The following is a 25,994-nucleotide window of genomic DNA, read 5'->3' as shown; positions in this document are numbered from 1 at the left end:
CGATCCCAGGCCGTCGACCCCACCGCCGATGCCGAGGAGGTGACCGAACCCGAGCTCCAGGCCCTCACGGCCTAACCAACACGCCCAACCGAGGGATCAACCTCGTACACCACCCCACGGGACTTGACCGTGAGTTTCGGAGATTGCGAGATTGCGAGACTGCGAGTCGGCGGCTCGGCGGCCAGCGGATGGACGTCGGCTTGCCGAGGTCCGCGCGGCGCAGCACCGCGCACATCGCGTGGTCAACACCGCGGTGCTGAATCTGTACTGGCGGATCGGACGAGCAATCCTGGATCGCCAGGGGGCCGAAGGCTGGGGTACGCGGGTGATTGACCGGCTCGCCGACGACCTGCGGGCGGAGTTCCCGCAGATGCGCGGGTTCTCTCGGTCGAGCCTGAAGTACATGCGCCAGGCGGCCGCCGCGTGGCCTTCGGGAATTGGCCAGCAAGCTGCTGGCCAATTGCCCTGGGGGCACGTCATGGTGTTGCTCGACCGCCTCGATGATCCGCAGATCCGCGACTGGTACGCCGCGGCCGCAGCCGAACGCGGCTGGTCTCGCAACATGCTGCTGAACCAGATCAAGAACCAGCTGCACCGCCGGTCGGGCTCCGCGCCCTCGAACTTCGTCGACCGGTTGCCGCCGGCGGAGTCCGATCTCGCACAGCAGCTCACCCGCGACCCGTATGTCTTTGATTTCCTCGACCTCACCGACTCGGCGAACGAACGCGACCTGGAGAGCGCGTTGATGGACCAGCTGCAGCGCACCCTGTCGGAGTTCGGTCGCGGCTTCAGCTTTGTCGGGCGGCAGGTTCTGTGTGGATCGCTGTCCTTAGGGCGTGAGCTCGAGCTCGTGGAGCACCGCGGCGACGCGGTCTCGGTGGTGCTGGCGTAGTCCGTGGACTGGCAGGGGCAGGCACCCGTGCGGTGCCAGATCGAGGTGTTCTGCGATTGCGGCGACGACGCGTAGGCTGCCGAACTCATCGAACAGTGACCACAGTGGTGCCAGTCGCTTGGACTGCGTTGATGCGCCGGTGGGGTCACCGGTTTGTGCGGCGCGGGTGATCTTCAGTGCGGGTTCGGGCAGGGTGCCGCCGAGGACGGAGTACCAGGCGTCGGCGCCCGCGGTCAGGCCGGCCGCTGCGTACGCGTCACCTGAGACCCCGATTGTGACGTGGTCGGGGATGACCGCCCGGATCGCGTCGACGCGTGCCCGAGCCTGACACGGGTCGGCCGGTACGGCGGGGATCTTGATCGACGCGATTCCAGGCAGCGCGGCGATCCGGCCGTAGAGGTCGGTGGTAAACGTGAAGCGGGTCGTGGTGGGGTTGTCGTAGACGATCACCGGCACTTCGGCGTGCTCGGCGACAGCGGTGAACAGGTCGAGCACTTCGGCTGCGCTCAGGGGTTGGTAAGTCATCGGGGCAAGCAGAACACCGGCGGCTCCCGCGTCCTGCGCGCTGCGTAGGTTCGCGAGGACCTGTGAAGTCCGCAGCGCCCCGATACCGACAACCACCGGGGTGTCGGCCGCATGCTCGACAGCGACACGAGCGACCCGGGCGCGCTCCTGAGCGCTCAGGTAGGCGTAGGAACCGGTCGAGCCCAACGTGGTGATCGAATCGACCCCGACGGCGGCGAGACGTTCAACAAGGCCCGCGAACGAGCTTTCGTCGACCGCGTCGTTGGTGAGCGGGGTGAGGGGAAAGGCACTGAGTCCAGTGAACATGCGTGTCTACTTCTGGTCGGGCCCGGCGGCGCGGGCCGCGGATATCGGAACGTACCAGCGAGGCGCGCCGGTGGGGTGGATCCTGCCGGTCTGATGATTCAGTGGTCGCGCGGATGCGCTTGAAGCCATCCAACGACCTGCTGGGCGTGGGTGTTCGGGGGGAATATCGGGTAGAACGCGTGCTCGATTGCCCCGTTCTGCACGACCAGCGTGAGCCGCGTGTAGAGGCGTTCGTGGCCTTCGGCGGCGAACGTGGGCAGGCGCAGGGCGTCGGCCACCGCCAGCGATTTGTCGGAGATCATCGAGAACGGCAGCGACAACCTCTGCACGACCTCAGCCTGATAGGCCGGGCTCTGACTCGACATCCCGTACACCTGGTCGGCGCCGGCTTCGCGAAGGTCACGGAAGTGGTCGCGGAAGTCGCAGGCCTCGGTCGAACAACCACGAGCACCGGGGATCGCATCCCATCCGTCGGGCAGGTCCACCCCCGGCCGGCCGGTCAGCGGGTACAGGTAGATCACGCTCCTGCCTGGCCCCAGCTCGTGGAGTCGCACCACGCCGCCATCACTGGTCGGCAGCTCGACCTCGGGCAGCCGCAGTCCCGGCAGGTGATCGGCCGCGCCGTCGTCGCCCGGGACGGGCAGCCCATCAGGCAGTGTGGTGTAGTCGGTCATCGTTGGCTCCTTGTCGAATGTTCGCCCCGCGCTCTGGTGCAGGCGCTGCTGCAGTTGACGACGTCGCGCGGTCAGCTCGAAGATCATGCGGTCCAGTTCCGCGATCGTGTCGCGATACACCGCCAGCGAGCTGACGCACTCGTCGCTGTGCTCGTGGCCCGCGTCCAGGCATTCGATGAACGCCCCGGCGCGGTGGGCGGTGATGCCGATCTCGCTGAGCGCGCGGATCTCGGCGACAGTGCGCAGCTGATCCTCATCGAAGCAGCGGTACCCGTTGTCGCTGCGCGACGGTGTGATGAGGCCGATCTGCTCGTAGTAACGGATCGCCTTGACCGAGACCCCAGCCCGGTCCGCGAGTTCTCCGATGCGCATGTCCCACCTCCGTCAGCAACGAACCTAAATCCTGCCCTCAGGGTCAAGGTCAAGTCTGCATCGACCTCGCGTGCGGGAGGCCTGCTGGCGCTGCAGCCGCGCCACGAGCGGAGGACCTCCATCCAGCTAGGCACATGGCTCGCGGTAACCGAGGTCCAGAAGATTGCGGTGGGAGAGCCCGACGCTACAATGACCATGTATAGTGAACGCGAATTTGTGGCCTCTGACCTGGGGTTTTGTCATAATATTAATTATCGGCGTTTGTCGATATTGTGATTTGCGGTCAGAGGCGGCCACGGCGGTGGGGTGCGGGAAGTCGGCGAATACTGCGGTTCAGCGGAGTGTCCAGCTAGGGGTGCTTGCGGTGGAGCTGCCGCGGGATGAATCCCTGAGGGAATCGGTAGCGATGGATCGACACAGGAGTTCCAGATCTCGTTGAACTTCCACCACGGCATTGTGGGCGCCGGCAGGCCACCTACCTCCAAAGGGTCGACCGCACCGCTAAGTCCTCGCAGCCACGGCAGTGAACGGCTCGTCGCTTCGATCTTTCGCCGACAAGGCTCGGCGAGCTATCGTGCCCAGCGCCTCGGCCGCGATCGCTGAATCCCTGGTGCCCGAGGTGGCGGATGCTAGGAGGTGTTGACCCGAGTAGCATTTGCGCATGCACGCAAATACGCAACCTCCGGTGTGGGACGACGACCTGGTCACGCTTGCGGTGGAAGTACTGCGGGTTCTGGCGGATCGGACTCGTCTTCAGCTGGCGGGATTGTTGCTCGATGAGGAGAAGTCGGTGACCGAGCTGGCCGGCGAGCTGGATCGGCCGATTCCGGCGGTCTCGCAGCATCTGGCGAAGATGCGGATGGCCAGGTTGGTGGTGACTCGCCGCGACGGTAGCTCGGTGTTGTACCGGGTGGAGAACGGTCATGTGCGCCAGCTCGTCGTGGACACCATCGGGCATGTCGAGCACTTGTTGGACGACGTGCCGCCGCATCACCGCGGGGTAGGTGTCGTGTCGTGAGCCATCGCCTGAATACCGACCCCTCCCGGGTCCGCGAGATCGGCACGCCCAGCGCCGCCGGTGCGCATAGCGATGATGGCCGGAGCGGACACGCCCATGAGCATGGCGAGTCCGCGCCTGGGCGGTGGGCACGGATGCGGCATGCGGTCAGTGAGCTGGTTGGCGGGCATTCGCATGATTCGGCTGATCAGGTCGATTCGGCGTTGGAAGCCGACGCGCGGGGGCGGCGGGCATTGTGGATCAGCCTGGCCGCGTTGGGGATCACTGCTGTTCTGCAGGCCGTAGTGGTGGTGTTTACTGCGTCCGTTGCGCTGCTGGGCGACACGTTGCACAACGTCGCGGATGCGGTGACCGCAGTGCCGATCCTGATTGCGTTCTGGTTGGCTCGGCGTCCAGCGAACGATCGGTTTACCTACGGGTACGGGCGCGCCGAAGACCTCGCGGGGATTTTCGTGGTTGCGATGATCGCGCTATCGAGCGTGCTCGCTGCGTGGCAGGCCATCAACCGGTTGATGAACCCGCGGGAAATGAGCTACGTGTGGGCGGTCGCGGCAGCTGGAGTCATCGGGTTTATCGGTAACGAGCTGGTTGCGCGGTACCGGATCCGGGTGGGTCGCCAGATCGGGTCGGCGGCGCTGGTTGCCGACGGCTTGCATGCGCGAACCGACGGATACACGTCGCTGGCCGTCGTGCTCGGCGCAATCGGGGTGGCGGTCGGGCTGCCGTGGGCCGATCCAGTGATCGGACTGGTAATCGCAGTAGTGATCCTGGGCGTGCTGCGCTCGGCGATCAAGCAGGTAGGGGCGCGGTTGATGGACGCGGTCGATCCGGAACTGGTGCGCGCCGCGCGCGAGGCGGTCACCACGGTCGAGGGTGTGCGCGAGGTACGTGAGCTGCGGCTGCGGTGGGTCGGGCACACGCTACGCGCTGAGGCCGATGTCGTGGTCGCAGCACAGCTGCCGGTTCGTGAGGGCCACGACATCGCGCACCACGCGGAAGAGCATCTGTTGGAGCGGTTGCCGCGGTTGACCAGCGCAGTGATCCACATCAGCCCCGCGGGGGCGCACGTCTAGATGCGGGTGCGCAGGAAGACTGCTGGAGCGGCCAAGTGCTGGGATCTAGTCGGATCGTGAGGGGCTGAGCGATGGGTCATTCAGGGCATTCGTTCCCGATGTGGATGCCGACGCAACCTCCGACGTTGGGACGGTTGCTGGCGTGGCATCCGCAGCCCATCCCGCTATTGGAGCTGCTGTGCATCGCGGCCTTGCTGGTGTATGTCGTCGGGGTGCTGCGCCTGCGGAGTAGCGGGGTGCAGTGGCCACTGCTGCGGACGATCGCTTTTGCCGGGGGTATCGCGAGCATGCTGCTGGTTGTCTCGACCGGCGTGGGCGGTTACTCGATGCAGCTGTTCAGCGTGCATATGGGGCAGCACATGGTGCTGAGCATGGTGGCGCCGATCTTTCTGCTGCTGGGCGCGCCGGTCACGCTCGCCCTTCGGGTGCTGCGACCGCGTGGTCGACCCCGCCGTGTTGTGCTCGCCGTCCTTCATTCGCGTTTCGCGAAGGTTGTCTCGAGCGGGCTGTTCAGCACGCCACTGTTCATCTTGAGTCTGTTCGGGCTCTATTTCACTCCGTTGTTCGATTTCTTGATGAGCTCGTGGTGGGGCCACTTCTACATGCTGGTGCACTTTGTCGCGGTCGGTCTGCTCTATTACTGGCCGATTCTCGGGGTGGATCCCAACCCGCGGAACCCGCAACCGCTGACCCGGCTCGGGCAGCTGGTCATCGCGATGCCGTTTCACGCGTTCTTTGGGATTGCGCTGATGTCTAGCCCGGTGGCGCTGACGTCCCTGACCGCGCCGGCAGGTTGGGGTATCGACCCGATCCGGGACCAGTACCTCGCCGGCGGTATCGCGTGGGCGACCGGTGAGATCCCGGCGCTGATCGTCGCGCTCGTGGTCGCGATCCAATGGGTCCGCTCCGATGCACGCCTCGCGCGCTCGTACGACCGGCAGGCCGCGCGCGACGGGGATGCGGAGCTACTTCAGTACAACAGGCGCCTCGCTCGACTCGCCGCGGCCGGCTCCGAACCCCGCGCGGATGCCACGACGAATCGACCGGCGTGAGCACTCAAACGCGCAGGGACCCAGCAAGCGCTCGGTGCACTCGTCTCTCGTGTAGTCCCTAGGCGGACGTGAATCGGTACGGCAACGGAGGCGGAAGGAAACTGGGGCGACGGCGACGGCGACGGTCGGTAGTGGTGGTGGCATGTCTATGTTTTGATTTCGACTCGAGCAGGACGTAGTCCATGCCGCCCTTGCGCTGCGGGTCTCAACATCTCGTTTTCCGCTACCGAGGCCGGGATACTCGCCCTCGCTCATTCAACGCCATGTAGCGCGTCAGCCAGCTGACGCAGCGCTGCCTGGCACGCTGCCGCACCCCTGCTCGAGAGCAGACCGCTAATCAGGCAGACGGATTACTGGAGATGCGCAAGCGGATGGCCTCTTCGAGCTGCGCCTGGGTTGGTGTTCCCGCGAGTCCGTGCTCTGTGGGATAGACCCGGCAGGCGAGAGCGCGGGTGTGCCCGTCTGGGGGGAACAAATCCTTCCCCTCGAGCACGATCGTCGGAGATCCAGCGAACGGTACCGCGCCCGCATCGGCTTCGGTGCGAATCGCCACGTACTCGATCGGTACGTCGTCGATGCCGATCGTCTCGAAGGCGTGCTTGGTCAGGGCCCCGACTTCCTGCCAGTTTGGGCATTCTTCGATGTACAGAACCTGTACTTTCATGTGCGCGATTCTCCGATCTTGGCCTGAGACCTTTGTCTAGGAACGGGCCGACTTGTCATTCTGAGCGCGCCGTCTGACTCAACGTGCGCTCAGCAGGCGGCGTCTCCTCGGGGCGAAGGTCGAGCCGCCGCAGCAGCTGCGCGTTGATCGCCACGATCACGGTCGAGATTGACATCAGGATCGCACCGATCGACATCGGCAGCACGAACCCGATCGGGGCGAGGACACCGGCAGCGAGCGGCACCGAGACGAGGTTGTATCCGGCAGCCCACCAGAGGTTCTGTTTCATCTTGCGGTAGCTGGCGCTCGACAGCTCCATTACCGAGAGCACCGAGCGGGGATCGTCGCTAGCCAGGATCACGCCTGCCGAGCCGATGGCCACGTCGGTGCCGGCGCCGATCGCGATACCGACGTCGGCCTGCGCTAGCGCGGGGGCGTCGTTCACGCCGTCGCCGACCATCGCCACAGTCCGCCCTTCGGATTGCAGCTGTTGCACCTTGGAGGCCTTGTCCGCTGGGCGGACCCCGGCGAAGTAACGATCGATGCCGAGCTCGGTGGCGACCGATGCGGCCACAGTCTCGGCGTCCCCGGTGATCATCACGACCTGGGCTCCGCGATCGTGCAGCTGGTGGATCGCGGCCTGAGACTCGGGCCGGATCTCGTCGGCGAGCCGCAGTGCGCCGGCAATCTGGCCGTCGATCAGCACGTGCAGAATGATCGCTCCCTGCTCCCGCCACTTCGCGGCGACAGGATGCTCACTGGCGTCCTCCTGCTCGAGCAGGTACGGTCCGCCAACCTGCACCGTGCGGCCGTCGACTTCTGCGCGGACGCCGACTGCCGGCGACGAGCTGAACCCGGACGCGGCAGGGATCACCAGATCGCGCTGCCGCGCTGCCGCGACGATCGCCCGAGCCAACGGGTGCTCCGAGTCGGCCTCTGCGGCGGCGGCAAGAGCCAGGAGCTCGTCTGCCTCCCGCTCGGCGGCAGCCTCGATCTCGATCACCGCGGGGGCGCCCTTGGTGAGCGTGCCGGTCTTATCGAACAGCACCGTATCGACCTTGCGCATGGTCTCCAGGGCGAGTCGGTCCTTCACCAGTACCCCGCCACGGGCCGCGCGTTCGGTCGCGATCGACACCACCAAAGGGATCGCGAGCCCGAGCGCGTGCGGGCAGGCGATCACCAGCACGGTGATCGTACGAACAACACCAGCATCGGGCAGCCCCACGAGCGACCACACTGCCGCCGTGATGACGGCTGCGGCGAGGGCATACCAGAACAACCACCCCGCTGCCCGGTCGGCGATCCGCTGCGCCCGCGAAGACGAGCTCTGTGCCTGCGCTACCAGCTTCTGAATGCCAGCCAGGGCGGTGTCCTCGCCAGTGGCCGTGATCTCCACGCGCACACCCGAGTCGGTCGCGACGGTGCCGGCGACAACAGGATCGTCCTCGGCGCGGCGCACTGGTTTGGACTCGCCGGTAATCATGGACTCGTCCATGCTGGCCGAGCCCTGCACGACCCGGCCATCGGCCGGCACCCGCCCGCCGGGACGCACCACGACCACATCGCCGACCCGCAATTCGGCGGGGTGGACGGTGACCGTCGTATCTCCGTCCACGCGCTCGGCCTCGTCGGGCAGCAGTGCGGCCAGGGAGTCCAGTGCTGATGTGGTCTGCGCGAGCGAACGCATCTCGACCCAATGCCCCAGGAGCATGATCACGATCAGCAGCGCCAGTTCCCACCAGAAATCAAGCTCGTGATGCAGCAGACCAAGACTCGCTCCCCACGAGGCGACGAACGCCACGGTGATCGCGAGACCGATCAACAGCATCATCCCGGGCGCGCGCGCCCGGATCTCGCTCACCGCGCCGCTCAGGAACGGCTGCCCGCCCCAGAGGTACATCACGGTGCCCAGCGCCGGCGAGATCCACACCGCCCAACCCGGCACCGAGTAGCCGACGAGCATCCCGAACATCGGCGAGAACGCGATCACCGGAACCGCGACCACCAGCATGACCCAGAACAGCCGCCGGAACTGGCCCACATGATCACCATGACCACCGTGACCGCCATGACCACCGTGCCTGCCGTGCGACGAGTCGACGGCCATGCTGGCACGGGCGTGGCCGTGTTCTACATGCTCATCGTGATGCGCGTGCCCGTCCTGGTGATGGACATGACCGCCCGAGGCGGTGCCGGCTGCCGTCGCAGATTCGTTCATCGCTCATCCTCACGCTTCGGTTTCGCCGTTCATCAACACCACGAAGTGTATACCCCCTAGGGGTATACGGCCTAACCTGGTTGGTGTCGGGTTCTCACTCGACGGAGCGCGCCGGTAGTGACCGGTAGTGCCCTATGAGGCGGCGAGTATCTGCTCCATCTGGTCGATCTCTTCTTGCTGGCTGCTGATGATCTGCTTGGCCATCTCGATGGCTTCGGGGTACTCGCCGTCTGACTGCTCGGTCTGAGCCATCTCGACCGCGCCCTTGTGATGCTCGATCATCATCTCCAGCCACATCGTGTCGAACTCGGTCCCGCTGGCCTGCTTCAGCATCTGCATGTCCTCCTCGCTCATCATTCCGGACATGTCGTGTCCGGAGTGGCCGCCGGTGGAGTCGCTGGGAACAGGTTCGTCCCACGCCGTCAGCCACTCAGTGAGCTGGTCGATCTCCGGCTGCTGCGCACCCTTGATCTGGTCAGCGAGTTCCTTCACCTGGGGGTCTTGTGCCTGCTCGAGGGCCATGTCGGCCATTTCGATGGCTTGTTGATGGTGCGGGATCATGCCCGTTGCGAACGTGACGTCGGCCGCGTTGTGCTTGTCGTTTGCGTTCGCGGCGGGCTCGTTCTCACTGCTGCACGCGGTGGTCACCAGCGCGCTGATCAGCAGAATGGCCAGGGCCGCGTATTTCTTCATGCTCATGAGCTTCTCCTCTATGTGTGCTGACTCTGGGTCGAGTTCGCGGTACCCGGTAACGCGATGGTGATGATGTCGCCTAGACGAGGGGCGAGGTGGTTGCACCGAGATCGGTCGTGCTCAGCACGCGGTTGCCTGAGCCCACGAGGACCTCGACGGTGGTGTCATCCACTCGGGTGGCCGATAGGGAGCTTGGGGTGGGAACCGGGGTGGTTCCCGCCGTCCATGTTGTGCCACCGTCGTCGCTTTGGTGCAACCGTCCGTCCTGGGCGAGGACGATGATCGTGGAGTCGTCGGCGTAGGTGACCAGCAGTGCCGGCGGCGCGGCCGGTAACGGGCTCCAGGTACTCAGATCGGTGCCGGACCGCAACACTGCAGTGCCGGTGGATGCGAGCACGGTGGAACCATCCGGGGAGATGGCCAGAGAGATCGGTTCTTGCGGTATCGCGTGTGTCGTCCATTCCTTGCCGTCGGCGCTTTGGCGCAGGGCCCCGTCGTAACCGACCACCTGGTCCTCGCCGACGGCGAGGGCGTGGAAGTCGGATTCACCGCCGCGCGAGAGGACGTCCCACGTGGCGCCGCCGTCGGTGGACTGAACCAGCCCAAGCGGCTGCGGCAGATCGGTCTGCATTCCGGGATGCCCAGATGCGTAGTACGTGCCATCGGGGGCGAGCGCGAACCCCATGAGATCAACGACGGGCCCGACGGAGGTCAGACCATCACCGGACTCCTTGAATAATCCATGATGGGTCGCGATCAGCAGCGTGCCGTCGGCGGGATCACGGACGGCGCCGTGGATGTGAGTGTCCGCGGGCATGGCGGTCGTGGCGGCCGAGGGTGCGGAGGCTGGGCGTTGTTCGGAGCAGCCGGTGCTCAGTGCGAGCGTTCCGATTAGTGCCAGGGAGATTGCTGCAGTCTGTAGTGGTCGCACGTTCCTCATCCGTAGTTCAGCAGGGTCATCATTCCGGCCTCTGCGTGGTAAATGTTGTGACAGTGCAGCGCCCAGTCGCCTGCGTTGTCGGCATCGAACTCGATCGCCTGAGACTGCATCGGTGCCAGGACCACGGTGTCCTTGCGTAGGCCGGTACTGGTGAGGGCGAACGTGTGCCCGTGTAGGTGGATCGGGTGCGCCATCATCGTCTTGTTGGCGATGTTGATCCTGACCCGCTCACCCTCGCCGACGATCAACGGCTTATTCTGCCCGAACGGTGCGCCATTCATACCCCACTGGTACGGCGTCATCTGCCCATCTAGGGATAGCTCGAGTTCACGATCCGGCGCTTGTGACGGCAGACGGGCCGAGTCCGCGGCGATGAGGTCAGAGCCGACCAGCACGTCCGCTGACAGCTCGACGGGACGGGACGCGGCGGTCGGCGCCTGTCCGGTGGCGGTGCGCACGGTCGCGAGGGCGGCCCCTTTCTTGTTGAACGGTTCGGCGTAGAGCGGGAACACCCCGTCGCCGAGGGTCACAATGGCGTCGTAACGTTCCCCCATGCCGATATAGAAGGCGGCGGTCTGGACTGGTTGGACGGGGAAGCCATCTGAGTGGGTGATCTGGAGAGTGTGCCCGCCGAGCGCCACCGCGAAGATCGTGTCCGAGGCCGCGTTGATCACTCGCATCCGCACCCGTTGACCGGGGGCCCCGTCAAAGGAGGTAGGGGCGGCGGGAGTGCGCCCATTGATCACGTAGTGCGGGTATGTCACGTCACCGGCCTCACCGAATGGGGCCGGCCCCATCGGCATCGATCCGTGGTCCATCCCGCCGGAGCCACCCTGGTCGCTGGTCAGGGTCGCAAGAACCTCGTCAGGAGTGGTTCCGGTGCCATCGATCCAGTCGTCCAGCACGATGATCCATTCCAGGTCGTACTGCCCTGGTTCGGCGGGGTCGTCGATGATCAGCGGCGCGTACAGCCCACGGTCGAGCTGGACGCCGGTATGCGGGTGGAAGAAGTAGGTGCCTGGGTCGGGGGCCTCGAACTCGTACACGTACTTTTCGCCCTTACCGATGGGATCCTGGGTCACTCCAGGAACGCCATCGGCGACGTTGCGAAGCCGGATCCCGTGCCAATGCACGGAGGTGTCCGCTGGCAGCTGGTTATCGACCGTCACGCGCAGCAGATCGCCGGCTGTCGCGCGAATCTGCGGGCCGGGCACGCTATCGGCGTAGGCCCACGTGTTGACGGTGGTGCCGCCGATATCCAGGGTTGTCGCCTGGGGAACCACGGTCGCGGACACGACGTTCTGACCCGGTTTGGGCGTGAGGGCCGGTGCCGCCCCGAACGGGCGGGAGGACACCGACGGTGAGGAAGCGGGCCCGGAACAGCCCGCCAGCACCGCCGCGCCGAGGACGCCAAGACCGCCGAGGAGAACCTGACGTCGAGACAGCGCAGGAAATGGAGTGTCAGTCACAGGCACTACTCAGCGCCGCGGCGCGTAGTCGGCGATTAGCCCGCGCCGGTCCAGGTAGTCATCGAGATCGATATCGCCGCGTGCTAGCCGCTCGTCCAGCAGACGCGCCGGATCGCTGCTGGTCACCGAGTCGTCACCATGTGCGGCGTGGGGGGCGCGATCGCGTGTGACACCGCGCACGAGAAGCCACGCGGCGAGCCAGAACCCGACGACGCAGACGACCATGAGCATCCACATCCACCCGCTGGTAGCTGCATGCATTCCCATCATGTCGACAAGACTGCACCGGCCAGTTCAAGACCACCCCGGGCAAACGGTCAAGATCTCATGAAGACCGGACGCGCAGCGGCCAGTTCGCGGGGAACTGAAGGAGGATGACGCCGTGACCACCCAAGGGTATTCGCCGAGCGTGCTGATCGTTGAGGACGAAGCGGACCTCGCCGAGATGATCAAGACGTATCTCCAACGCGCCGGCCTCGACGCGAACGTCGTGCACACCGGACCAGAGGGACTGCAGGCAGCGCAGCGGCTGCGTCCGGACGTCGTGATCCTCGACCTCGGCCTCCCCGGGCTGGATGGAGTGGAAGTGTGTCGTCAGATCCGTACCTTCTCTGACTGCTACGTGCTCATGGTGACCGCGCGTGATGATGAAGTGGACAAGATCATCGGGCTTTCGGTCGGCGCCGATGACTACATCACCAAACCGTTCAGCCTGCGCGAGCTCGTCGCCCGCGTCCAGGCGGTACTGCGCCGCCCCCGTCTGCAGCACCACGAACCGTCCGCCGCGCACATGCGTCAGTTCGGCGAGCTCATCGTCGATGTAGCGGGGCACCGAGTGCTGCTCAAGGGCACACCCGTCGCGCTGACCAGGACCGAGTTCGATCTGCTCGATACGCTCAGCGCCCAGCCGGCCGTGGTCCGCACCCGACGCCAGATACTTGACCAGATCTGGGACGAAAACTGGATCGGGGATGACCACATCGTCGACGTGCACATCGCGAACCTGCGCAAGAAGCTGGCTGACGACGCCGCCGATCCCCGATATATCGAGACGGTCCGCGGGGTCGGCTACCGCATGGTCGTGCGATGAACCGCCCACAACTGCTCAGCGGAATCGGTGGACGACTGTTCATCGCCCAGACCATCGTCCTACTCGCCGGAGTCTCGACCGCCGGCGCCGTTGCGGCGTTACTCGGGCCACAGCTCTTCCACGAGCACCTCGTGCAAGCCGGCCACCTCGAGGACGCCACACTCGGACACATCGACGAGGCCTACGCCTCCTCCAGCCTGGTCTCGCTGAGCACCGCGCTACTGACCGCGCTCATTCTCGCGGTCGCGGTGACCTGGTACGTCACCCAGCGCATCACCAAGCCCCTGCACGCGCTCAGCGATGCCGCGCACGCGGTCGCCCAGGGCGAGCACCACGTCCGCGTCGCCGACACCGGGCAGGGCGCGGAGATCGACACCCTCGGTCAGTCGTTCAACCACATGGCCCTGCAGCTGGAAACAACCGAAACCACCCGACGGCGGCTACTCACCGATATCGCGCACGAACTACGCACTCCTCTTGCCACCCTGGCCGCGCGCCTGGAAGGACTCGAGGACGGCGTGACCGAGTGGGACCCGCACGCCCTGCGCGTGTTCCGATCCCAAGTAGACCGGCTCACCCGCCTGGCCAGCGATCTCAGCGAGGTATCGCGCGCCGAGGAACACCGCCTCACCGTTCACCTCGAGGTCATCGACCTCAGCACCGTCGTGCGCGCGACCGCGGACGACGTGCGCGGCGCCTTCAAAGACAAGAACGTCGCCCTGGATGTGCACACGCCCGAGCACACCCACGAGCCACGCGTGATCGGCGATCCGGAACGACTCGGACAGCTGTTGGAGAATCTGCTATCCAACGCGCTGCGACACACGCCCCCGACCGGATCGGTAACCCTTAATGTGACGAGTTCTAACGAGCAGGTCACCACCACGGTTCACGACACCGGCGAAGGCATCCCAACCGATCACCTCGAGCACGTCTTCGAACGCTTCTACCGCGGCGACTCCGCCCGACACGCAGACGGTAGGGGGTCCGGCGTCGGGCTCACCATCGCACGCGGGATCGCCGAGTCGCACGGCGGCAGACTGCGGGCACTCGACTCCGGAGAAGGCGGAGCCACGTTCGTCCTTGAACTACCCAGGTGGGGAGGTGAACCTGCCCAACGTTAAAACTATTGCCTGCTCGCACCCGCGGACACGACCCCCACTCACCCCGCGTAGCCCGGGCACCCAGATGAAAGACCACGAGCCGCGAAGCCCGCAGAACAATGCCGCCAGCCGGCGCGTGGCAGTACACGTAGAAAGCCAATGACCACAGTGCCTCAACCCTTCAAGACGACCCTGCCGGTCGCCTGCCGTGCCGCGATCGGGACTGCAAACGCGCGCACGAGCCGAGCCGCGCGCCGACTAGCAACCACCGTCTCGGCGATCCTCGCGATGGCCCTTCTCGCCGGATGCGCCGCTAGCGCCAGCGCCCCACAGACCGGCAGTGAGTTCCGGTTCGTCGAAGGCACCCCGTCCGGGGAAGTCGTCGCCAAGGACGATCGTCAGGACGCGCCCAACATCACCGGAGAGCTGCTCACCGGCGAGCCCTACGCACTGGACGAACATGCCGGCAAGATCGTGGTGATGAACTTCTGGGCGTCCTGGTGCGCGCCGTGCCGCATCGAAGCACCGGACCTGCAACAGATCTACCAGACATACCAGCCACAAGGAGTGGAGATGCTCGGTGTGCTCGTACGCGACACCAAAGGACAAGGCCAGACATTCAGCCAGCAGGTCGGGATGACCTACCCGAGCCTCTACGACCCGAGCGCCAAGGTCGCCCTACAGCTGAACGGCTACCCGCTCGCCGCGATCCCGTCCACCGTCGTCATCGACGCCAACGGACAAGTCGCCGCCACGTACGTCTCGGTCGTAGACGTCGAGTCGCTGACCAGCACGATCGAGAAGCTGCTCGCAGAATGACCACCCTCGCCTCCTCAATCGACTCGACGGTCACCTCCGGCTCGCTGCTGCTGGCGAGCCTGCTGGCGATCGCCGCAGGCCTGGTCAGCTTCGCCTCACCCTGCGTGCTCCCACTCGTCCCCGGTTACCTGTCGTACGTGACATCAGTAGCAGGTGAGTCCGGCGCCAGCGCCACACCACAACGAAGCCCCGCCCGTAGACGGGTCATCCTCGGCGCCGCGCTGTTCGTCGCTGGGTTCGCCGCCGTATTCGTCTCTTACGGCGCTCTGTTCGGACAGGCCGGTTCGTGGTTGCGGCAGTACGAGGAAACGATCACCCAGGTGATGGGCGTGCTCATCATCATCATGGGAATCGCCTTCCTCGGCAAGCTGCCCTGGATGCAACGCGAATGGCGGTTCCACAAGCTACCCGCCGCCGGGCTGCTGGGCGCTCCGCTGCTCGGTGCGTTCTTCGCGATCGGCTGGATCCCCTGCATCGGGCCCACACTGACCGCGATCCTGACCCTCTCCTACCAGGAGGGCAGCGCCGGACGCGGCGCCTTCCTGACCGCGCTGTACAGCCTCGGCCTCGGTCTACCGTTCATCCTGATCGCCGCCGGATTCGGCTGGGCGATGAAGGCCTCCGGGTTGGCCCGCCGGCACGCCGGCACGCTGATGAAGATCGGCGGCGTGATGCTGATCCTGCTGGGCATCATCCTGCTGACCGGCTGGTGGACCAGCATCGTGGCCACCATCCAAGGCTGGTTCCCCGCGGAGTCCTTACTGCTATGAGCAGATCGACGTCCAACACACCCCAGCTGCGCACACTTCTTCATCACGCGCACGCCGGCGTACAGCTCGACCGCGGGCTGCACGCCGCTGATCATCGACGACAGTCTGCATCCGCCGGCGGCGCGCTGGTGCAGTCCCTACGAGAGGCAACCGTCCACGCATGACGCTTATGGCCACGATCCCCAGCCCGACCCGTAACCAGATCGACCTTTTTGGCCTTCCATTGCGGGCGTACGCGCTGTGCATCCTCGCCGGGATCGTGCTCGCGATCTGGTTGAGCTCGCGGCGTTGGCTCGCCCGCGGCGGCAAGCAGGGCGAGATCCTCGACCTGGCGCTGTGGGCCGTCCCTTTCGGCATCATCGGCGGGCGGCTCTACCACGTGCTCTCGTCACCGTCGGCGTACTTCGGCGAGAACGGTGACCCGATCAAGGCGCTCTACATCTGGGAAGGCGGCCTGGGTATCTGGGGCGCCATCGCCTTCGGCGCGCTCGGCGCCTGGATCGGCGCGCGGCGGATGGGCCTGCGGATGAGCTCGATCGCCGACACGCTCGCGCCCGGGCTGATCTTCGCGCAGGCGATCGGGCGGCTGGGCAACTGGTTCAACAACGAGCTGTACGGCGGCGAGTCCGACGGCTGGCTGGCGCTGGAGATCCACGAGCTCGATGCGAGCGGCAACGCCTACATCGACCCGGCAACCGGCGCGGCCAACGTCGTCGGCACCTTCCAGCCCACCTTCCTGTACGAACTGGTGTGGAACACGCTCCTCGGCGTGGCGCTGCTCTGGCTGGACAAGAGGTTCCGGATGGGGCGCGGACGGGTGTTCGCGGCGTACGTGGGCCTGTACTGCTTCGGCCGGTTCTTCATCGAGCAGATGCGCACCGACCCCGCCGAGCTGATTCTCGGCCAGCGGATCAACGTGTGGACGGCGCTGCTCGTCGGGCTCGGCGCCGCGGCGTACCTGATCCTGGTCAAGGGCACCCGAGAGGCGACGCCCTATACGGACGACCGCCCGGCGTTTGTGGACGCTGAGGGTGAACCCACCGGATACAAGCCGCCGCTCGCCGAGCACGCGCCGGATGAAACCGATATCACGGATGAGACCGACCGTGCAGCAGAGATCGACCAACTGGACGATCCGGCCAAGCACGAGAAGTAGATGCGCCGCATCAACTGGTTGTCATACTTTTCGCCCGAACTCAACGTTTCAGCCCCGACCGCGATACAGCAGCCTCGTAAGCGTCCTCAACAAAGGCCCTGGTTCGACGATTCCTCTCACAGGCGGTACCGAGCGGGCGAGGACCACGGACACACCGGTCAAAATGGCGCAGCACCGCCGTTGGATTAGACCAATCCAGACAGGAAGCCAAACAGTTGACCCATCACGTGAGCTCAAATACGGGGCACGTGTTCGGGCCGACGACATGGATTGGCCAGTAAGTCAGCGGACGGCCCGCGAGTGCGCTATGAGCACGGGGCGTTCTCGGCCGGCATCCACATGGGGAACGAATTCCCAAGCAGCGCCGGCCAAGACCCGCCGGCGCAAGGGTCCGAATGAGGGTCCCGTAATGCGCGACCGGAGCGGACGCAATTGTCTGCACAAAATGTGCTCGATGTCGCACTCGGCGTCCCGATCGCCGAGGAAACCGCTGGTCAGCGCGCACGACCGCACACTCGTAGCGTCGTCGATCTGCCCCTCGCGGAATGTTCTCTATGCCCAATCGCTGTAGGCGGGTTCCACTGACGCTACCGTGTTACCGGATCGTTACCAACTGGATGTCCGGCATTTCAGATGACGGCCTGACCTGCATGAAGGTCCGCACCCTGCGGGTTAACGCATCGGGGAGTGCCGCGCGTTGGTCTTTATCAGTTCGTTATCGCACGTCTCGCTGCAAGGCATCGAAGCAACCGTTAGGAATTACCCAAGTGCATCGTCGCAAGATGGTAATGGTGAGCGCTCTAGCCGCCGTCACGGTGGCCCTGGGCAGCCCGCTCAGCGCCAGCGCCTCACCAGAGTCCTCGAGCTCGTCTCCCTCCGCAACCGCTTCACCGTCGGCGACCGAATCCCCCGATGCGACTCAGAGCAGCGGCACCGGTGGGCAGTACCCCACCGAGATGAACCAGCTGCAGCAGGAGATCGAAAAGCTCAACGCCGCGATGCTCGCCACAGCGGACGCCGCCAACCAGGCCGTCGGTCAGGCCAGCGTCGCCAAGGAGACCGCGGCGCAGGCGAAGGCTGATCTGGACGCGGCGACGGCCGAGGCCGAGGCCGCCAAGCAGCAGGCCAACGACGTCGCCGCCGACATGTACAAGCAGGGCCCGATGTCCCTGATCGAGCAGACGCTGCTGTCGTCCAACGGTCCGCAGGAGTTCATCGACAAGGCAGTCTTCGGCGATACCGTTGCCGATTACCAGGTCGCCAACATCAACAAGATGCTGATCGCGCAGAAGAAGCAGGCGGAAGCCACCACCGCTGCCGAAGAGGCCGCCGCCGCCGCTCAGGCCAAGGCCGACGAGGCCCAGAAGATCTCGTCGGACAGCCAGGCCAAGCTCGCCGCCGCGCAGGTTCAGATGGATGCACTGAAGGCACAGGCCGCCGCGCAGGCCGCCGCGTCGGCCGCGTCGCAGGGCGCCGAGCCCGCGTCCGCGACGCAGGTCGCCGCGCCCCCTGCCGACGCTTCGTCCGGCGCCACCGGCCAGGTCACCGGCGAATGGGCGCTGCCGACATCCGGCACGTTCACCAGCGGATTCGGTGGCCGCTGGGGAACCTTCCACCAGGGCATCGACATCGCCGGCCCGATCGGCACCCCGATCTTCTCCGCCGGCGCCGGCACCGTCCTGCGCGCCGGACCGGCCACCGGCTTCGGGCTCGCGGTCTACATCCAGCACCCCAGCGGCGAGGTCACCGTCTACGGGCACATCAACGCGTACTACGTCTCCGCCGGCCAGCAGGTCACCGCCGGCCAACGCATCGCCGACATCGGCAACCGCGGCTACTCGACCGGCCCGCACCTGCACTTCGAGGTCCAGCAGGGCGCCTACGGCTCGCGCGTCAACCCGCAGGCCTGGCTGGCTGCCCGCGGCATCGCCGTCGGCTAGGGCTGGACTATTCGGGACTCCGGCCCGATAGCTTGTCTCGTCGGCTAATACGGCGCGTGGCAGCCGAGCACTCTAGTTCCACGAATTGCGAGCACGGCCACCAACGACAGGTATCTCGCTCGTGAACGCTGACGGCGACTCCCACGCTGCTGTGAGCAGTTAGATACGCGTGGGAACGTGTCGAGCCCGCACCGTCAGCCGATGGAAGCGAGTAGATCTGCGCAGGCCTGCTCGCACTGACGGCAGACCTCCGCGCACACCCGGCAGTGCTCGTGCTCGCCAGCGTGCTGCGCACACTCATCGCCGCAGTCCTTACAGGCGACGCGGCAGGCCTCAAGGACAAGCCGCGTGGCCTGCACGTTGTTGCCGGTTTGGCGCGAGAGCACCTGTCCGGTAGCAACGCAGATGTCCGCGCAGTCGAGGTTCTTGCGGATACACGACGTCAACTGGGCGACCATGTTCTCGGCAAGGCAAGCATCGGCGCACGCAGTACAGGTTTGGGCGCACTGAAAACAAGCCGCAATGCAGCCGGCAAGTTTCTGCTTGTCGATGTTGCCTATGTCTTGGGGTAGGTCTCGAGCATTGAAGCGGCCTGATGGCTCATGCCTTTCTCCTTCTCTTCATGCGCCAGTGACGGCGGATCGATCGGGTACCCGCGAGGGCATCAACCTAGGCGTACCCGACCGCGGCCATCGCTAAACGCAGCAAGAAGAGAAACGACACACACATACCGAGCAGCACAACTCCGCCGCCCAGGTTGACCTCGTAACGAAGGCTGAGACAGGGGTCGCCCCCGGGAAATAATATTTGGATAGTGGCACTATCCAAGTAACGGCTGTCGAGAGTGGTCGGTGGCCATCATTCGAACCGGCCGGCCGGCGTGGGCTCGTGCGTACCTCGACTCCTCAGAAAGCTGCTGGACAATCGCTCGCGTCCTTTAGCGAGCTGCAATGAGTACCCCGCTCGCTAATAGAGTCGCGTCGCCGCAGGCGCACCCAGCGGGCCGGATCGACGGTCCGGGCGACAAAAACGGCGAGGTCCACTATCGGATATGAGCCTAGCGGCGACCATCGCGCCCGGTTCAGCCGATGCTGTATTGTTCAGCATATGCTGATTAGTGCTACTCGTTTGGATGTGATGAATCGGTTGGGACGTGCGCTGACTGACCCAACCCGATCACGGCTCCTCATGACGTTGCTGGACCGGCCGGCCTATCCTGCCGAACTGGCGCGCGACCTCGGGTTGACGCGCTCGAACGTGTCGAACCATCTGGCGTGTCTGCGCAACTGCGGGATAGTGGTTGCCGAGCCTGAGGGTCGCCAAACGCGGTACGAGATCGCCGACCCGCACCTGACACGGGCGCTCAGCGCGCTGGTCGAGGTCACCCTCGCGGTGGATGAAAACGCTCCGTGCATCGATCCTGTCTGTTCGGTTCCCGGGTGCGGCAAAGCCGAGGCCGACGCGTGATCCTGTCCTCGGTCCTGCAGGCAATAGGCCTGTTCATAGCCACCAACATCGACGACATCATCGTGCTCTCGCTGTTCTTCGCCCGCGGCGCGGGACAACGCGGAACAACGTCCCGGATTATCGCAGGCCAGTACTTGGGCTTCGTAGGCATCCTCGGCGCGGCAGTGGTCGTGTCGTTAGGTGCAGGAGCGTTCCTCCCTCAGGAAACCATCCCGTACTTCGGGCTCATACCCCTGGTCCTAGGGCTGTGGGCCGCATGGGGAGCCTGGCAGGGAAACGATGACGATGACGACGACGCCGTGCTCGAGGGTAAGAACGTCGCCGTGTGGACCGTCGCCGCGGTCACCTTCGCCAACGGGGGAGACAACATCGGTGTCTACGTTCCGGTATTCCTCAGCGTGGGGCCTGGGGCGGTGGTCGCCTACTGCGTCGTCTTCCTCCTGCTGGTCGCAGTCCTCGTTATGCTGGCCAAGTTTGTCGCCACCCGCCGACCGATCGCCGAAGTCCTCGAACGCTGGGAACACGTCCTGTTTCCAGTCGTTCTGATCGGCCTCGGCATCGTTATCCTAGTCAGTGGCGGAGCCTTCGGCCTCTAACGGTTCGGTGGATGCGTGATGGACCCAACGTGGCTCGAAAAGCCCACCCGCATCGAACGATGCTCGGGGTCTCGGCTTCGCGGAAGTTCGATAGGGCGATGTGCAGCCGGCAGCCGTCGGCACTTTACGCATGGCTGGTTCGAGCGGTTTGCCGATGCCGAGCAGGCGGGACCAGCGCGAGGCTTTCGCCGCTGACCAGTACCGTGCGACGCGATTGCAGGGCCCGATTCAGTTCCCGGAGATTGGGCTAGGCGAAGGGCATCACAGCCCGGCCGGTTACCAGCAGCTGCGCGCCCCCTTCTACCTCGTCGTGCTCGAGCCCGAAGCACCCTCCTGAGCAACCGCGGTTAGCTTCAATGAGCGCCAGTGGCGAACCGCAACGCGAACGGGTCCAGCAGTCCAGGAACTCGGGCGTGGTCGATCTGCCGGTTCGGTGTGAACCTAAGCGCGCCGACGAGTCGCCCTAGCACCATGGCAGAGACCTGCAGCACCACGTCCCGTCCCGGGCACATAGCCGGTCCACCGCTGAACGGCACGAGCGGCCAGTCTGCGTTCGTTCGCGGACGCAGCCACTGCTCAGGGTCGAAGGAATGCGCGTTGGCCAACCGCTCGTCGTCGCGGTGGAAGAACGGCGCGAAGATGACGATCGACGCGCCGGCGGGCAGAGTTCCGTTGCGCCAGCGGGTTTCCCGGGTGGTGTCGCGCAAGATCAGCGGCGTCGTCGGCCACAGCCGAAGTGATTCCAGCATCGTGGCTCGCAGGTACTGCAGCTGGCTAGAACCTCGCAGGTCTTCGTTGGCCCGGCTGAGGGCTTCCGGGTTGTTGGTGAGCAGCGCAAGGGCCCTGATACTTGCCCAGCTTCCCGCATCGAACGCAAAAAGCCACTGCGGGATCTGTTGCTGCGGCACCACATCCGGCGCGTCCGGGATCTGCGATGCGATCGCCGCGAGGCTGCCAGGCTCGGCCAGGTCGAGATAATGCTGCACGCGGCCGAGGAAGCGAGCTCGCAGCTTGGGCCTGCGCGGGCTGAGATAGGAGAAGTTCGCCCATCGCCGCAGGGTGAGCAGGTCGTCGGTCACTTGCTCATCGTCACGAGCGCTGTTGCCGAGAACGACCCGGCGTACGAGCCGCTGCCACATGCGCACGTACACCGGCCAGTCGAGCATGCCCTCGAAGTCAACGTGGCCGAGCAGCGCATCGACCTCCTCGCTCACGATCTGGGCCATGTGCGAGCCGGTTTGCGGATGGACCTGCTCACCCGGTTTGAGCACCTTCTCGTTGAAGGGACGGCGTTGGGCACGGTCCTTCGGGTCGGACACCAGAACGCCCTCGGGCTGGAAATGACCCAGGGCGCCCCGCTTCTCCAGAGAGGCCGGCGTGAACGGATCTGGGGACTCGTCCAAGACCCGATGAACATCCGCAGGATCGAGGAGCAGCGCGAACCGTCGGCCCGCGAGGTTCAGAAGAACCGGGTCGGGCCCATACTTTTGCCGTAGCCGCTGCATCTCGGCTACAGCTTTCGAGTCGGCATCAAGACGTTCCATCAGCCCGACCGCCCATGGACGACGCACGATAGGGCCCTTGATGACCGGCGGCAGAACCACCGTCGTCAAGGAGCGAAGAAGATCTGCAGGACTGGCTGTGGGCAGTTGTGCCATCTGTTAATCATTACAGCGGAATTCCCACAAGGGGGCGCGGCCCGGCCGGATCAACCATCGATGACCGAAAGCCCAGGGGTGGACCGTGGAGGATTTGCCCTCGGCGGCGGCCTTGGCCGCTCTGCCCGCGGCCAGGAACTTCCTCGACGGGCCTTCGCGGCGCAAGTGCAGCCACATCTTGCGCGCCCCGTATCGGCGCACGAACCGCTTGGTGCGCGCCAGGCGGATCAGTTCGGTGACCTGCTCGTCACGCACTGCGCGCTTCGAGGGCGCGCGATCACGCGCGTCGTAGTAGGTGGAGGGGGCGATCGTGACTCCGTGCTCGCTCAGCACGCGACAGATCGGCTCGACCCCGAACACCTCGCGGTGCTCGTCGATGTAATCGACTAGAACCTGTGTGGGCGGTCGAGCTCCGCCGCGAAGAAAGCCGAGGCCGACTTCAAGATCTCATTCGCCCGTCGCAGCTCGGCATTCTCCCGTTTCAGCTCGCGGATCTCCGCGAGCTCCTGCGTGGTCTTGCCCGGCCGTGAGCCGGCATCGATCTCGCCCTGACGGATCCACCGCCGCAGGCTTTCCGGCGATTTGATACCCAACTTCTGGCTCACCGAGCGGATCGCCGTGAACTCGCTGTCGTAGCTGCCCTCTTCCAGAGCCTCAGCGACCATACGAATCGCACGCTCCCGCAGTTCGCGGGGATACTTCGTGGGACGTGCCATGACCTCATCCTCCATTAATGAAGTCTCCGGACATCCCGGGGCGGTTCAAACCGAGGGATCAACCTCGTACACCACCCCAGCGGACTTGACCGTACCTCGCGCCATCCTCGGCCGGACGCGTAACTGAACAGCCTTAATACCCGTGCGGCGCGTTGTGCCTGTCGGGGTGATCGCCGATCCTCGCCTGTGGCGGCAGTCCACAGTCCACCGAGCACGGTCAGATATGCAGATGCGAGTTGTACGGCGGTGGATCGATGAGGGGCTCACGCAGTCGCGGATGGGTGTGACGTCGACGTGGATGTGCGTCCGCGCAGACAGGACTGGTCTGAAAGACGCCGTCGCCTAAGCGCCAAGCCGGTCGGTCCCGAGGTGGCAACTCCCGGCTCATCAACTCCCGGTCGTGCCAGTTCAGTCGGGGAGGGTGACAGACGCCCGTCTGGCGGCGTCTTGTCGGGACCGATCACGTCCCGCAGAAGCGGTATGACCGCAAGGCGGCGCCCGGCGGCGATGCGGACCTCACCGCCTACAACGCGTACCTCCAGGCCCTTGCGCAAAGTTCCCAACCACGACTGTGTGACGCCGACCACGGCCGGGCACATAGTGTGAATGGCCAAAGGGGCACGGTTCCTCGTAGGTTGGCGGCGATTTGTCGCGAGGGTGGGCTAGGGACCGAGTTCGCCCAGGATGTAGATCGTGAGGAAGCCGGCGAAGAACATAGCACTGAGCAGGGTGGTCTCGGTCTGTTCGTGGGCTTCAACGAGGAGTTCCTCGACAGCGAGGTAGAGGAGTGCGGCGGCACCGAAGGCCAGCATGAAGGCGAGCACGGCGGGCCCGACGCCGCCGAGGGCGGCCGCGGCACCGACGGCACCCAGGGCAGTGCACAGCGTGAGCCCGACACAGATCAACGCGGACCGGCGCCGCGGGAGTCCCCGGTCGACCAGCTCAGCGGCGAGGGAGAGGCTGAGGAACAGGATTTCCAAAGTGAGCGCAATGGTGAGGATGACGCCCTGGGTAGAGCCGAGGCGGACACCGAGCCCGATCAGTACGCCGTCGATGACCAGGTCAATCGCTACCGCGGCCAAGAAGCCGACGGGCACACCCTGCGAGACCGGAATCAAGTCGGGACGCTCGGCGGTCGTCTGCGGTCGCCTTGAACCTTGACCTTGGTCCAACCGTCGACTGTATGCAGCCAGAGCGAGCACGAGTGCGACGCCGGTGGCGAACCCCGCCACCGCCCACCCCAGGTTGCCCTCGTGGCGCAAATCGGGCAGCAGCTCGCCGGCAAGTGCGGCCACCACGACGCCGGCGGCGAAGTGCTGGATGCCGCTGATCAGGCGTGGCCCGGGCACCTTCCAGACCGCGACCGTGGCGCCGGCGGCGCCGGCCATGACGGGAAAGGCGACCAGCGCCGCGGCTTGCGCTACCAGGCTCATCGTTCGCGCCCATGGGCGCGGGCGGCGGTGCTCTCAGATGGGGTTGACATGATCCTCGTGGCTGGCCGGCTCGCATTGGATGGTGGCGTGGGTGACATGGTATTCCTCGGCCAGCAGAGTGGTGACCCGGTCGAGGACGGCGTGCAGGTCGGCGTCCTCGGCCAGCACGACGTGGCCGCTGGCAGTCTCCAGTCCCGAGGTGACGGTCCAGATGTGCAGGTCGTGGACGCCGGCGACACCGGGGAGCCGGAGGATGCGGTCCTGGACCTCGTCGACGTCGAGACCGGCCGGGGCAACCTCCATCAGGATCCGCAGCGCCTGCGCGGTCAGCCGCCAGGTGCGGGGCAGGATGAACAACCCGATTCCGGCACCGATGAGCGGGTCGGCGTAGCGCCAGCCGGTGGTGAAGATGATGATGGCCGCCACGATCACCCCGACCGAGCCCAGCATGTCGGAAAAGACCTCCAGGTAGGCGCCCTTGACGTTCAGGGACTCCTTGGCCCCGGCCATCAACAGCCGGAAGCTGATCAGGTTCACGATCAGCCCGACGACCGCGACCATCAGCATCGGCAGCCCGGGCACCTCCGGGGGCGAGGTCAACCGCTGCCACGCCTCGAACAGCACGTAGCCGGCAACGCCGAACAGCAGCACCCCGTTGGCCAGCGCCGCGAGGACCTCCAGCCGGTAGGTGCCGAAGGTGCGCTGGGGATGAGCCGAGGCCTGCGCGAGGATGATCGCTGCCAACGCCATCCCCAGGCCGAGCAGGTCGGTGCCCATGTGGGCGGCGTCGGAGAGCAGCGCCAATGAACCGGTGGCCAGTCCCACCACGAGCTCGACGAGCATGTAGGCGGCGGTCAGCGCGAACGCGATCAGCAGCGGGGTGCGGTGGCGGGCCCCCGCCGTCGCGGCGCCCCCGTGCCCGTGACTGTGCCCGTGGCCCACGGGTTCACACACCCCGGGCGCCGGCGGTGTGCCCGAGGTGTTCCCGGGTGATGTCGAGCAGGAGCCGCACGTGGCTGTCGGCCAGGCGGTAGTGCACCATCCGGCCGTCGCGTCGATTGGTGACGAGTCCGGCGGTGCGCAGTAGCCGCAACGCATGGGAGAGCGCCGAGGATGACATCTCGACCATCTCGGCCACGTCGCAGAGCAGGGTCTCACCGGCGTCCAGGAGGGCGAACACCACCCGGACCCGTCCCGGATCGGCCAACAGCGCGAAGGTGTCCGCGATCCTTGCCGACTCCTCGGCGCAGACCAGCAGCGGCCAAGTGACCTGAAACCCGGTCCCGGCGACGTGTTCCGCGATGCAGGCGCCGGATCCGACCACGGGCGCCTGGTGAACCACACCCGCTC

28 protein-coding genes and 1 other annotated feature are annotated in these 25,994 nt (G+C 65.8%); of the genes, 13 read left to right on the top strand and 15 right to left on the bottom strand.

Annotated elements, in window-relative coordinates; genetic code table 11:
* The first annotated feature begins 151 nt into the window (after nt 1-151).
* Nucleotides 152-892, top strand: a complete 741-nt coding sequence (locus tag F8A92_RS10455; protein ID WP_153505102.1) for a PDDEXK nuclease domain-containing protein — start codon at nt 152-154, stop codon at nt 890-892.
* On the opposite strand, the gene F8A92_RS10450 is transcribed toward F8A92_RS10455, so the two are convergent.
* Both F8A92_RS10450 and F8A92_RS10445 read right to left on the bottom strand, forming a co-directional pair.
* Nucleotides 830-1,723 (bottom strand): dihydrodipicolinate synthase family protein, encoded by an 894-nt coding sequence (locus F8A92_RS10450; RefSeq protein ID WP_153505101.1) that lies wholly within the window; start codon nt 1,721-1,723, stop codon nt 830-832. The two genes, F8A92_RS10455 and F8A92_RS10450, sit on opposite strands and share 63 nt — an antisense overlap.
* A 98-nt stretch (nt 1,724-1,821) precedes the next feature.
* Entirely contained in the window at nt 1,822-2,769 is a 948-nt protein-coding gene (locus F8A92_RS10445; protein ID WP_153505100.1) for a MerR family DNA-binding transcriptional regulator, read from the bottom strand.
* Nucleotides 2,770-3,430: 661 nt separating this feature from the next.
* On the opposite strand from F8A92_RS10445, the gene F8A92_RS10440 reads away from it, so the two are divergent.
* The 3 genes from F8A92_RS10440 (at nt 3,431) to F8A92_RS10430 (ending at nt 5,912) form a co-directional block, all read left to right on the top strand.
* A complete protein-coding gene (locus F8A92_RS10440) occupies nt 3,431-3,787 on the top strand; it encodes an ArsR/SmtB family transcription factor (protein ID WP_153505099.1) in 357 nt (118 codons plus the stop codon).
* Nucleotides 3,784-4,860 (top strand): cation diffusion facilitator family transporter, encoded by a 1,077-nt coding sequence (locus F8A92_RS10435; RefSeq protein ID WP_228389355.1) that lies wholly within the window; start codon nt 3,784-3,786, stop codon nt 4,858-4,860. The genes F8A92_RS10440 and F8A92_RS10435 overlap by 4 nt, the downstream gene beginning before the upstream one ends.
* A gap of 125 nt (nt 4,861-4,985) precedes the next feature.
* A complete protein-coding gene (locus F8A92_RS10430) occupies nt 4,986-5,912 on the top strand; it encodes a cytochrome c oxidase assembly protein (protein ID WP_228389354.1) in 927 nt (308 codons plus the stop codon).
* A gap of 337 nt (nt 5,913-6,249) precedes the next feature.
* Here F8A92_RS10430 and F8A92_RS10425 read toward each other — a convergent pair whose 3' ends face one another.
* From F8A92_RS10425 to F8A92_RS10400, 6 genes are all read right to left on the bottom strand, one after another.
* Entirely contained in the window at nt 6,250-6,576 is a 327-nt protein-coding gene (locus tag F8A92_RS10425; protein WP_153505097.1) for a hypothetical protein, read from the bottom strand.
* Nucleotides 6,577-6,631: 55 nt separating this feature from the next.
* Nucleotides 6,632-8,794 carry a heavy metal translocating P-type ATPase gene (locus F8A92_RS10420; RefSeq protein ID WP_153505096.1) on the bottom strand — a complete coding sequence of 721 codons (2,163 nt, stop codon included), beginning with the start codon at nt 8,792-8,794 and terminating at the stop codon, nt 6,632-6,634.
* A gap of 132 nt (nt 8,795-8,926) precedes the next feature.
* Nucleotides 8,927-9,493: a DUF305 domain-containing protein gene (locus tag F8A92_RS10415; RefSeq protein ID WP_153505095.1), complete on the bottom strand. Its 567-nt coding sequence runs from the start codon at nt 9,491-9,493 to the stop codon at nt 8,927-8,929.
* Nucleotides 9,494-9,566: 73 nt separating this feature from the next.
* Entirely contained in the window at nt 9,567-10,304 is a 738-nt protein-coding gene (locus F8A92_RS10410; RefSeq protein WP_228389353.1) for a F510_1955 family glycosylhydrolase, read from the bottom strand.
* A 119-nt stretch (nt 10,305-10,423) separates the two neighbouring features.
* Nucleotides 10,424-11,896 carry a multicopper oxidase family protein gene (locus F8A92_RS10405; protein ID WP_194291445.1) on the bottom strand — a complete coding sequence of 491 codons (1,473 nt, stop codon included), beginning with the start codon at nt 11,894-11,896 and terminating at the stop codon, nt 10,424-10,426.
* A 9-nt stretch (nt 11,897-11,905) separates the two neighbouring features.
* A complete protein-coding gene (locus F8A92_RS10400; protein WP_228389352.1) occupies nt 11,906-12,133 on the bottom strand; it encodes a hypothetical protein in 228 nt (75 codons plus the stop codon).
* Between the two features lie 145 nt (nt 12,134-12,278).
* Here F8A92_RS10400 and F8A92_RS10395 point away from each other — a divergent pair, with 145 nt between their 5' ends.
* From F8A92_RS10395 to F8A92_RS10370, 6 genes are all read left to right on the top strand, one after another.
* Nucleotides 12,279-12,986 carry a response regulator transcription factor gene (locus F8A92_RS10395; RefSeq protein ID WP_228389351.1) on the top strand — a complete coding sequence of 236 codons (708 nt, stop codon included), beginning with the start codon at nt 12,279-12,281 and terminating at the stop codon, nt 12,984-12,986.
* Nucleotides 12,987-13,234: 248 nt separating this feature from the next.
* Entirely contained in the window at nt 13,235-14,110 is an 876-nt protein-coding gene (locus F8A92_RS10390) for a HAMP domain-containing sensor histidine kinase (RefSeq protein ID WP_228389350.1), read from the top strand.
* A gap of 267 nt (nt 14,111-14,377) precedes the next feature.
* Nucleotides 14,378-14,908, top strand: coding sequence for a TlpA family protein disulfide reductase (locus F8A92_RS10385; protein ID WP_194291444.1), 531 nt, complete (start codon nt 14,378-14,380; stop codon nt 14,906-14,908).
* Nucleotides 14,905-15,678, top strand: coding sequence for a cytochrome c biogenesis CcdA family protein (locus F8A92_RS10380; protein WP_153505090.1), 774 nt, complete (start codon nt 14,905-14,907; stop codon nt 15,676-15,678). Before F8A92_RS10385 ends, F8A92_RS10380 begins: the two co-directional genes overlap by 4 nt.
* 160 nt (nt 15,679-15,838) lie before the next feature.
* Nucleotides 15,839-16,834, top strand: a complete 996-nt coding sequence (locus F8A92_RS10375) for a prolipoprotein diacylglyceryl transferase family protein (protein ID WP_153505089.1) — start codon at nt 15,839-15,841, stop codon at nt 16,832-16,834.
* Nucleotides 16,835-17,790: 956 nt separating this feature from the next.
* Nucleotides 17,791-18,774, top strand: coding sequence for a M23 family metallopeptidase (locus F8A92_RS10370; protein WP_153505088.1), 984 nt, complete (start codon nt 17,791-17,793; stop codon nt 18,772-18,774).
* Nucleotides 18,775-18,968: 194 nt separating this feature from the next.
* On the opposite strand, the gene F8A92_RS19345 is transcribed toward F8A92_RS10370, so the two are convergent.
* The gene (locus tag F8A92_RS19345) at nt 18,969-19,034 is read right to left on the bottom strand and encodes a hypothetical protein (RefSeq protein ID WP_228389357.1); all 66 of its coding nucleotides are present in this window, start codon (nt 19,032-19,034) and stop codon (nt 18,969-18,971) included.
* A gap of 12 nt (nt 19,035-19,046) precedes the next feature.
* On the opposite strand from F8A92_RS19345, the gene F8A92_RS10365 reads away from it, so the two are divergent.
* From F8A92_RS10365 to F8A92_RS10355, 3 genes are all read left to right on the top strand, one after another.
* On the top strand, nt 19,047-19,346 hold the full coding sequence (locus F8A92_RS10365) for a hypothetical protein (protein WP_153505087.1): 300 nt from the start codon (nt 19,047-19,049) through the stop codon (nt 19,344-19,346).
* 535 nt (nt 19,347-19,881) lie between these two features.
* Nucleotides 19,882-20,241 (top strand): Cd(II)/Pb(II)-sensing metalloregulatory transcriptional regulator CmtR, encoded by a 360-nt coding sequence (cmtR, locus tag F8A92_RS10360; RefSeq protein ID WP_153505086.1) that lies wholly within the window; start codon nt 19,882-19,884, stop codon nt 20,239-20,241.
* The gene (locus F8A92_RS10355; protein ID WP_153505085.1) at nt 20,238-20,837 is read left to right on the top strand and encodes a cadmium resistance transporter; all 600 of its coding nucleotides are present in this window, start codon (nt 20,238-20,240) and stop codon (nt 20,835-20,837) included. Before cmtR ends, F8A92_RS10355 begins: the two co-directional genes overlap by 4 nt.
* Nucleotides 20,838-21,190: 353 nt before the next feature.
* Here the strand turns inward: F8A92_RS10355 and F8A92_RS10350 are convergent, their stop codons facing one another.
* The 6 genes from F8A92_RS10350 to F8A92_RS10325 form a co-directional block, all read right to left on the bottom strand.
* Nucleotides 21,191-22,495 (bottom strand): cytochrome P450, encoded by a 1,305-nt coding sequence (locus F8A92_RS10350; protein WP_153505084.1) that lies wholly within the window; start codon nt 22,493-22,495, stop codon nt 21,191-21,193.
* Nucleotides 22,496-22,498: 3 nt separating this feature from the next.
* Nucleotides 22,499-22,828: a hypothetical protein gene (locus F8A92_RS10345; RefSeq protein ID WP_153505083.1), complete on the bottom strand. Its 330-nt coding sequence runs from the start codon at nt 22,826-22,828 to the stop codon at nt 22,499-22,501.
* Nucleotides 22,796-22,924 (bottom strand) — a sequence feature (AL1L pseudoknot). Its footprint overlaps the gene before it by 33 nt.
* Entirely contained in the window at nt 22,882-23,226 is a 345-nt protein-coding gene (locus tag F8A92_RS10340) for a transposase (RefSeq protein WP_153505082.1), read from the bottom strand. (Overlaps the previous feature by 43 nt.)
* A 647-nt stretch (nt 23,227-23,873) precedes the next feature.
* Nucleotides 23,874-24,644, bottom strand: a complete 771-nt coding sequence (locus F8A92_RS10335; protein WP_153505081.1) for a ZIP family metal transporter — start codon at nt 24,642-24,644, stop codon at nt 23,874-23,876.
* A gap of 33 nt (nt 24,645-24,677) precedes the next feature.
* Nucleotides 24,678-25,598, bottom strand: coding sequence for a cation diffusion facilitator family transporter (locus F8A92_RS10330; RefSeq protein WP_228389349.1), 921 nt, complete (start codon nt 25,596-25,598; stop codon nt 24,678-24,680).
* Complete coding sequence (locus tag F8A92_RS10325; protein ID WP_153505080.1) at nt 25,591-25,968, bottom strand: ArsR/SmtB family transcription factor; 378 nt, start codon at nt 25,966-25,968, stop codon at nt 25,591-25,593. The genes F8A92_RS10330 and F8A92_RS10325 overlap by 8 nt, the downstream gene beginning before the upstream one ends.
* Nucleotides 25,969-25,994: the final 26 nt, after the last annotated feature.

This window comes from Cumulibacter manganitolerans (assembly GCF_009602465.1).
Taxonomy (GTDB): Bacteria; Actinomycetota; Actinomycetes; order Mycobacteriales; family Antricoccaceae; genus Cumulibacter; species Cumulibacter manganitolerans.
Note: the sequence above shows the minus strand (reverse complement) of the source record. Positions and strands in the feature narration are given on the sequence as shown.

Bases quoted from the DNA above. Each gene is read 5' to 3' on its own strand.
- cmtR (WP_153505086.1), top strand. From the start codon at position 19,882: ATGCTGATTAGTGCTACTCGTTTGGATGTGATGAATCGGTTGGGACGT.
- F8A92_RS10425 (WP_153505097.1), bottom strand. From the start codon at position 6,576: ATGAAAGTACAGGTTCTGTACATCGAAGAATGCCCAAACTGGCAGGAA.
- F8A92_RS10350 (WP_153505084.1), bottom strand. From the start codon at position 22,495: ATGGCACAACTGCCCACAGCCAGTCCTGCAGATCTTCTTCGCTCCTTG.
- F8A92_RS10335 (WP_153505081.1), bottom strand. From the start codon at position 24,644: ATGAGCCTGGTAGCGCAAGCCGCGGCGCTGGTCGCCTTTCCCGTCATG.
- F8A92_RS10445 (WP_153505100.1), bottom strand. From the start codon at position 2,769: ATGCGCATCGGAGAACTCGCGGACCGGGCTGGGGTCTCGGTCAAGGCG.
- F8A92_RS10415 (WP_153505095.1), bottom strand. From the start codon at position 9,493: ATGAGCATGAAGAAATACGCGGCCCTGGCCATTCTGCTGATCAGCGCG.
- F8A92_RS10370 (WP_153505088.1), top strand. From the start codon at position 17,791: ATGAACCAGCTGCAGCAGGAGATCGAAAAGCTCAACGCCGCGATGCTC.
- F8A92_RS10420 (WP_153505096.1), bottom strand. From the start codon at position 8,794: ATGAACGAATCTGCGACGGCAGCCGGCACCGCCTCGGGCGGTCATGTC.
- F8A92_RS10450 (WP_153505101.1), bottom strand. From the start codon at position 1,723: ATGTTCACTGGACTCAGTGCCTTTCCCCTCACCCCGCTCACCAACGAC.
- F8A92_RS10440 (WP_153505099.1), top strand. From the start codon at position 3,431: ATGCACGCAAATACGCAACCTCCGGTGTGGGACGACGACCTGGTCACG.
- F8A92_RS10375 (WP_153505089.1), top strand. From the start codon at position 15,839: ATGACGCTTATGGCCACGATCCCCAGCCCGACCCGTAACCAGATCGAC.
- F8A92_RS10380 (WP_153505090.1), top strand. From the start codon at position 14,905: ATGACCACCCTCGCCTCCTCAATCGACTCGACGGTCACCTCCGGCTCG.
- F8A92_RS10410 (WP_228389353.1), bottom strand. From the start codon at position 10,304: ATGCCCGCGGACACTCACATCCACGGCGCCGTCCGTGATCCCGCCGAC.
- F8A92_RS10340 (WP_153505082.1), bottom strand. From the start codon at position 23,226: ATGGAGGATGAGGTCATGGCACGTCCCACGAAGTATCCCCGCGAACTG.
- F8A92_RS10400 (WP_228389352.1), bottom strand. From the start codon at position 12,133: ATGTGGATGCTCATGGTCGTCTGCGTCGTCGGGTTCTGGCTCGCCGCG.
- F8A92_RS10385 (WP_194291444.1), top strand. From the start codon at position 14,378: ATGGCCCTTCTCGCCGGATGCGCCGCTAGCGCCAGCGCCCCACAGACC.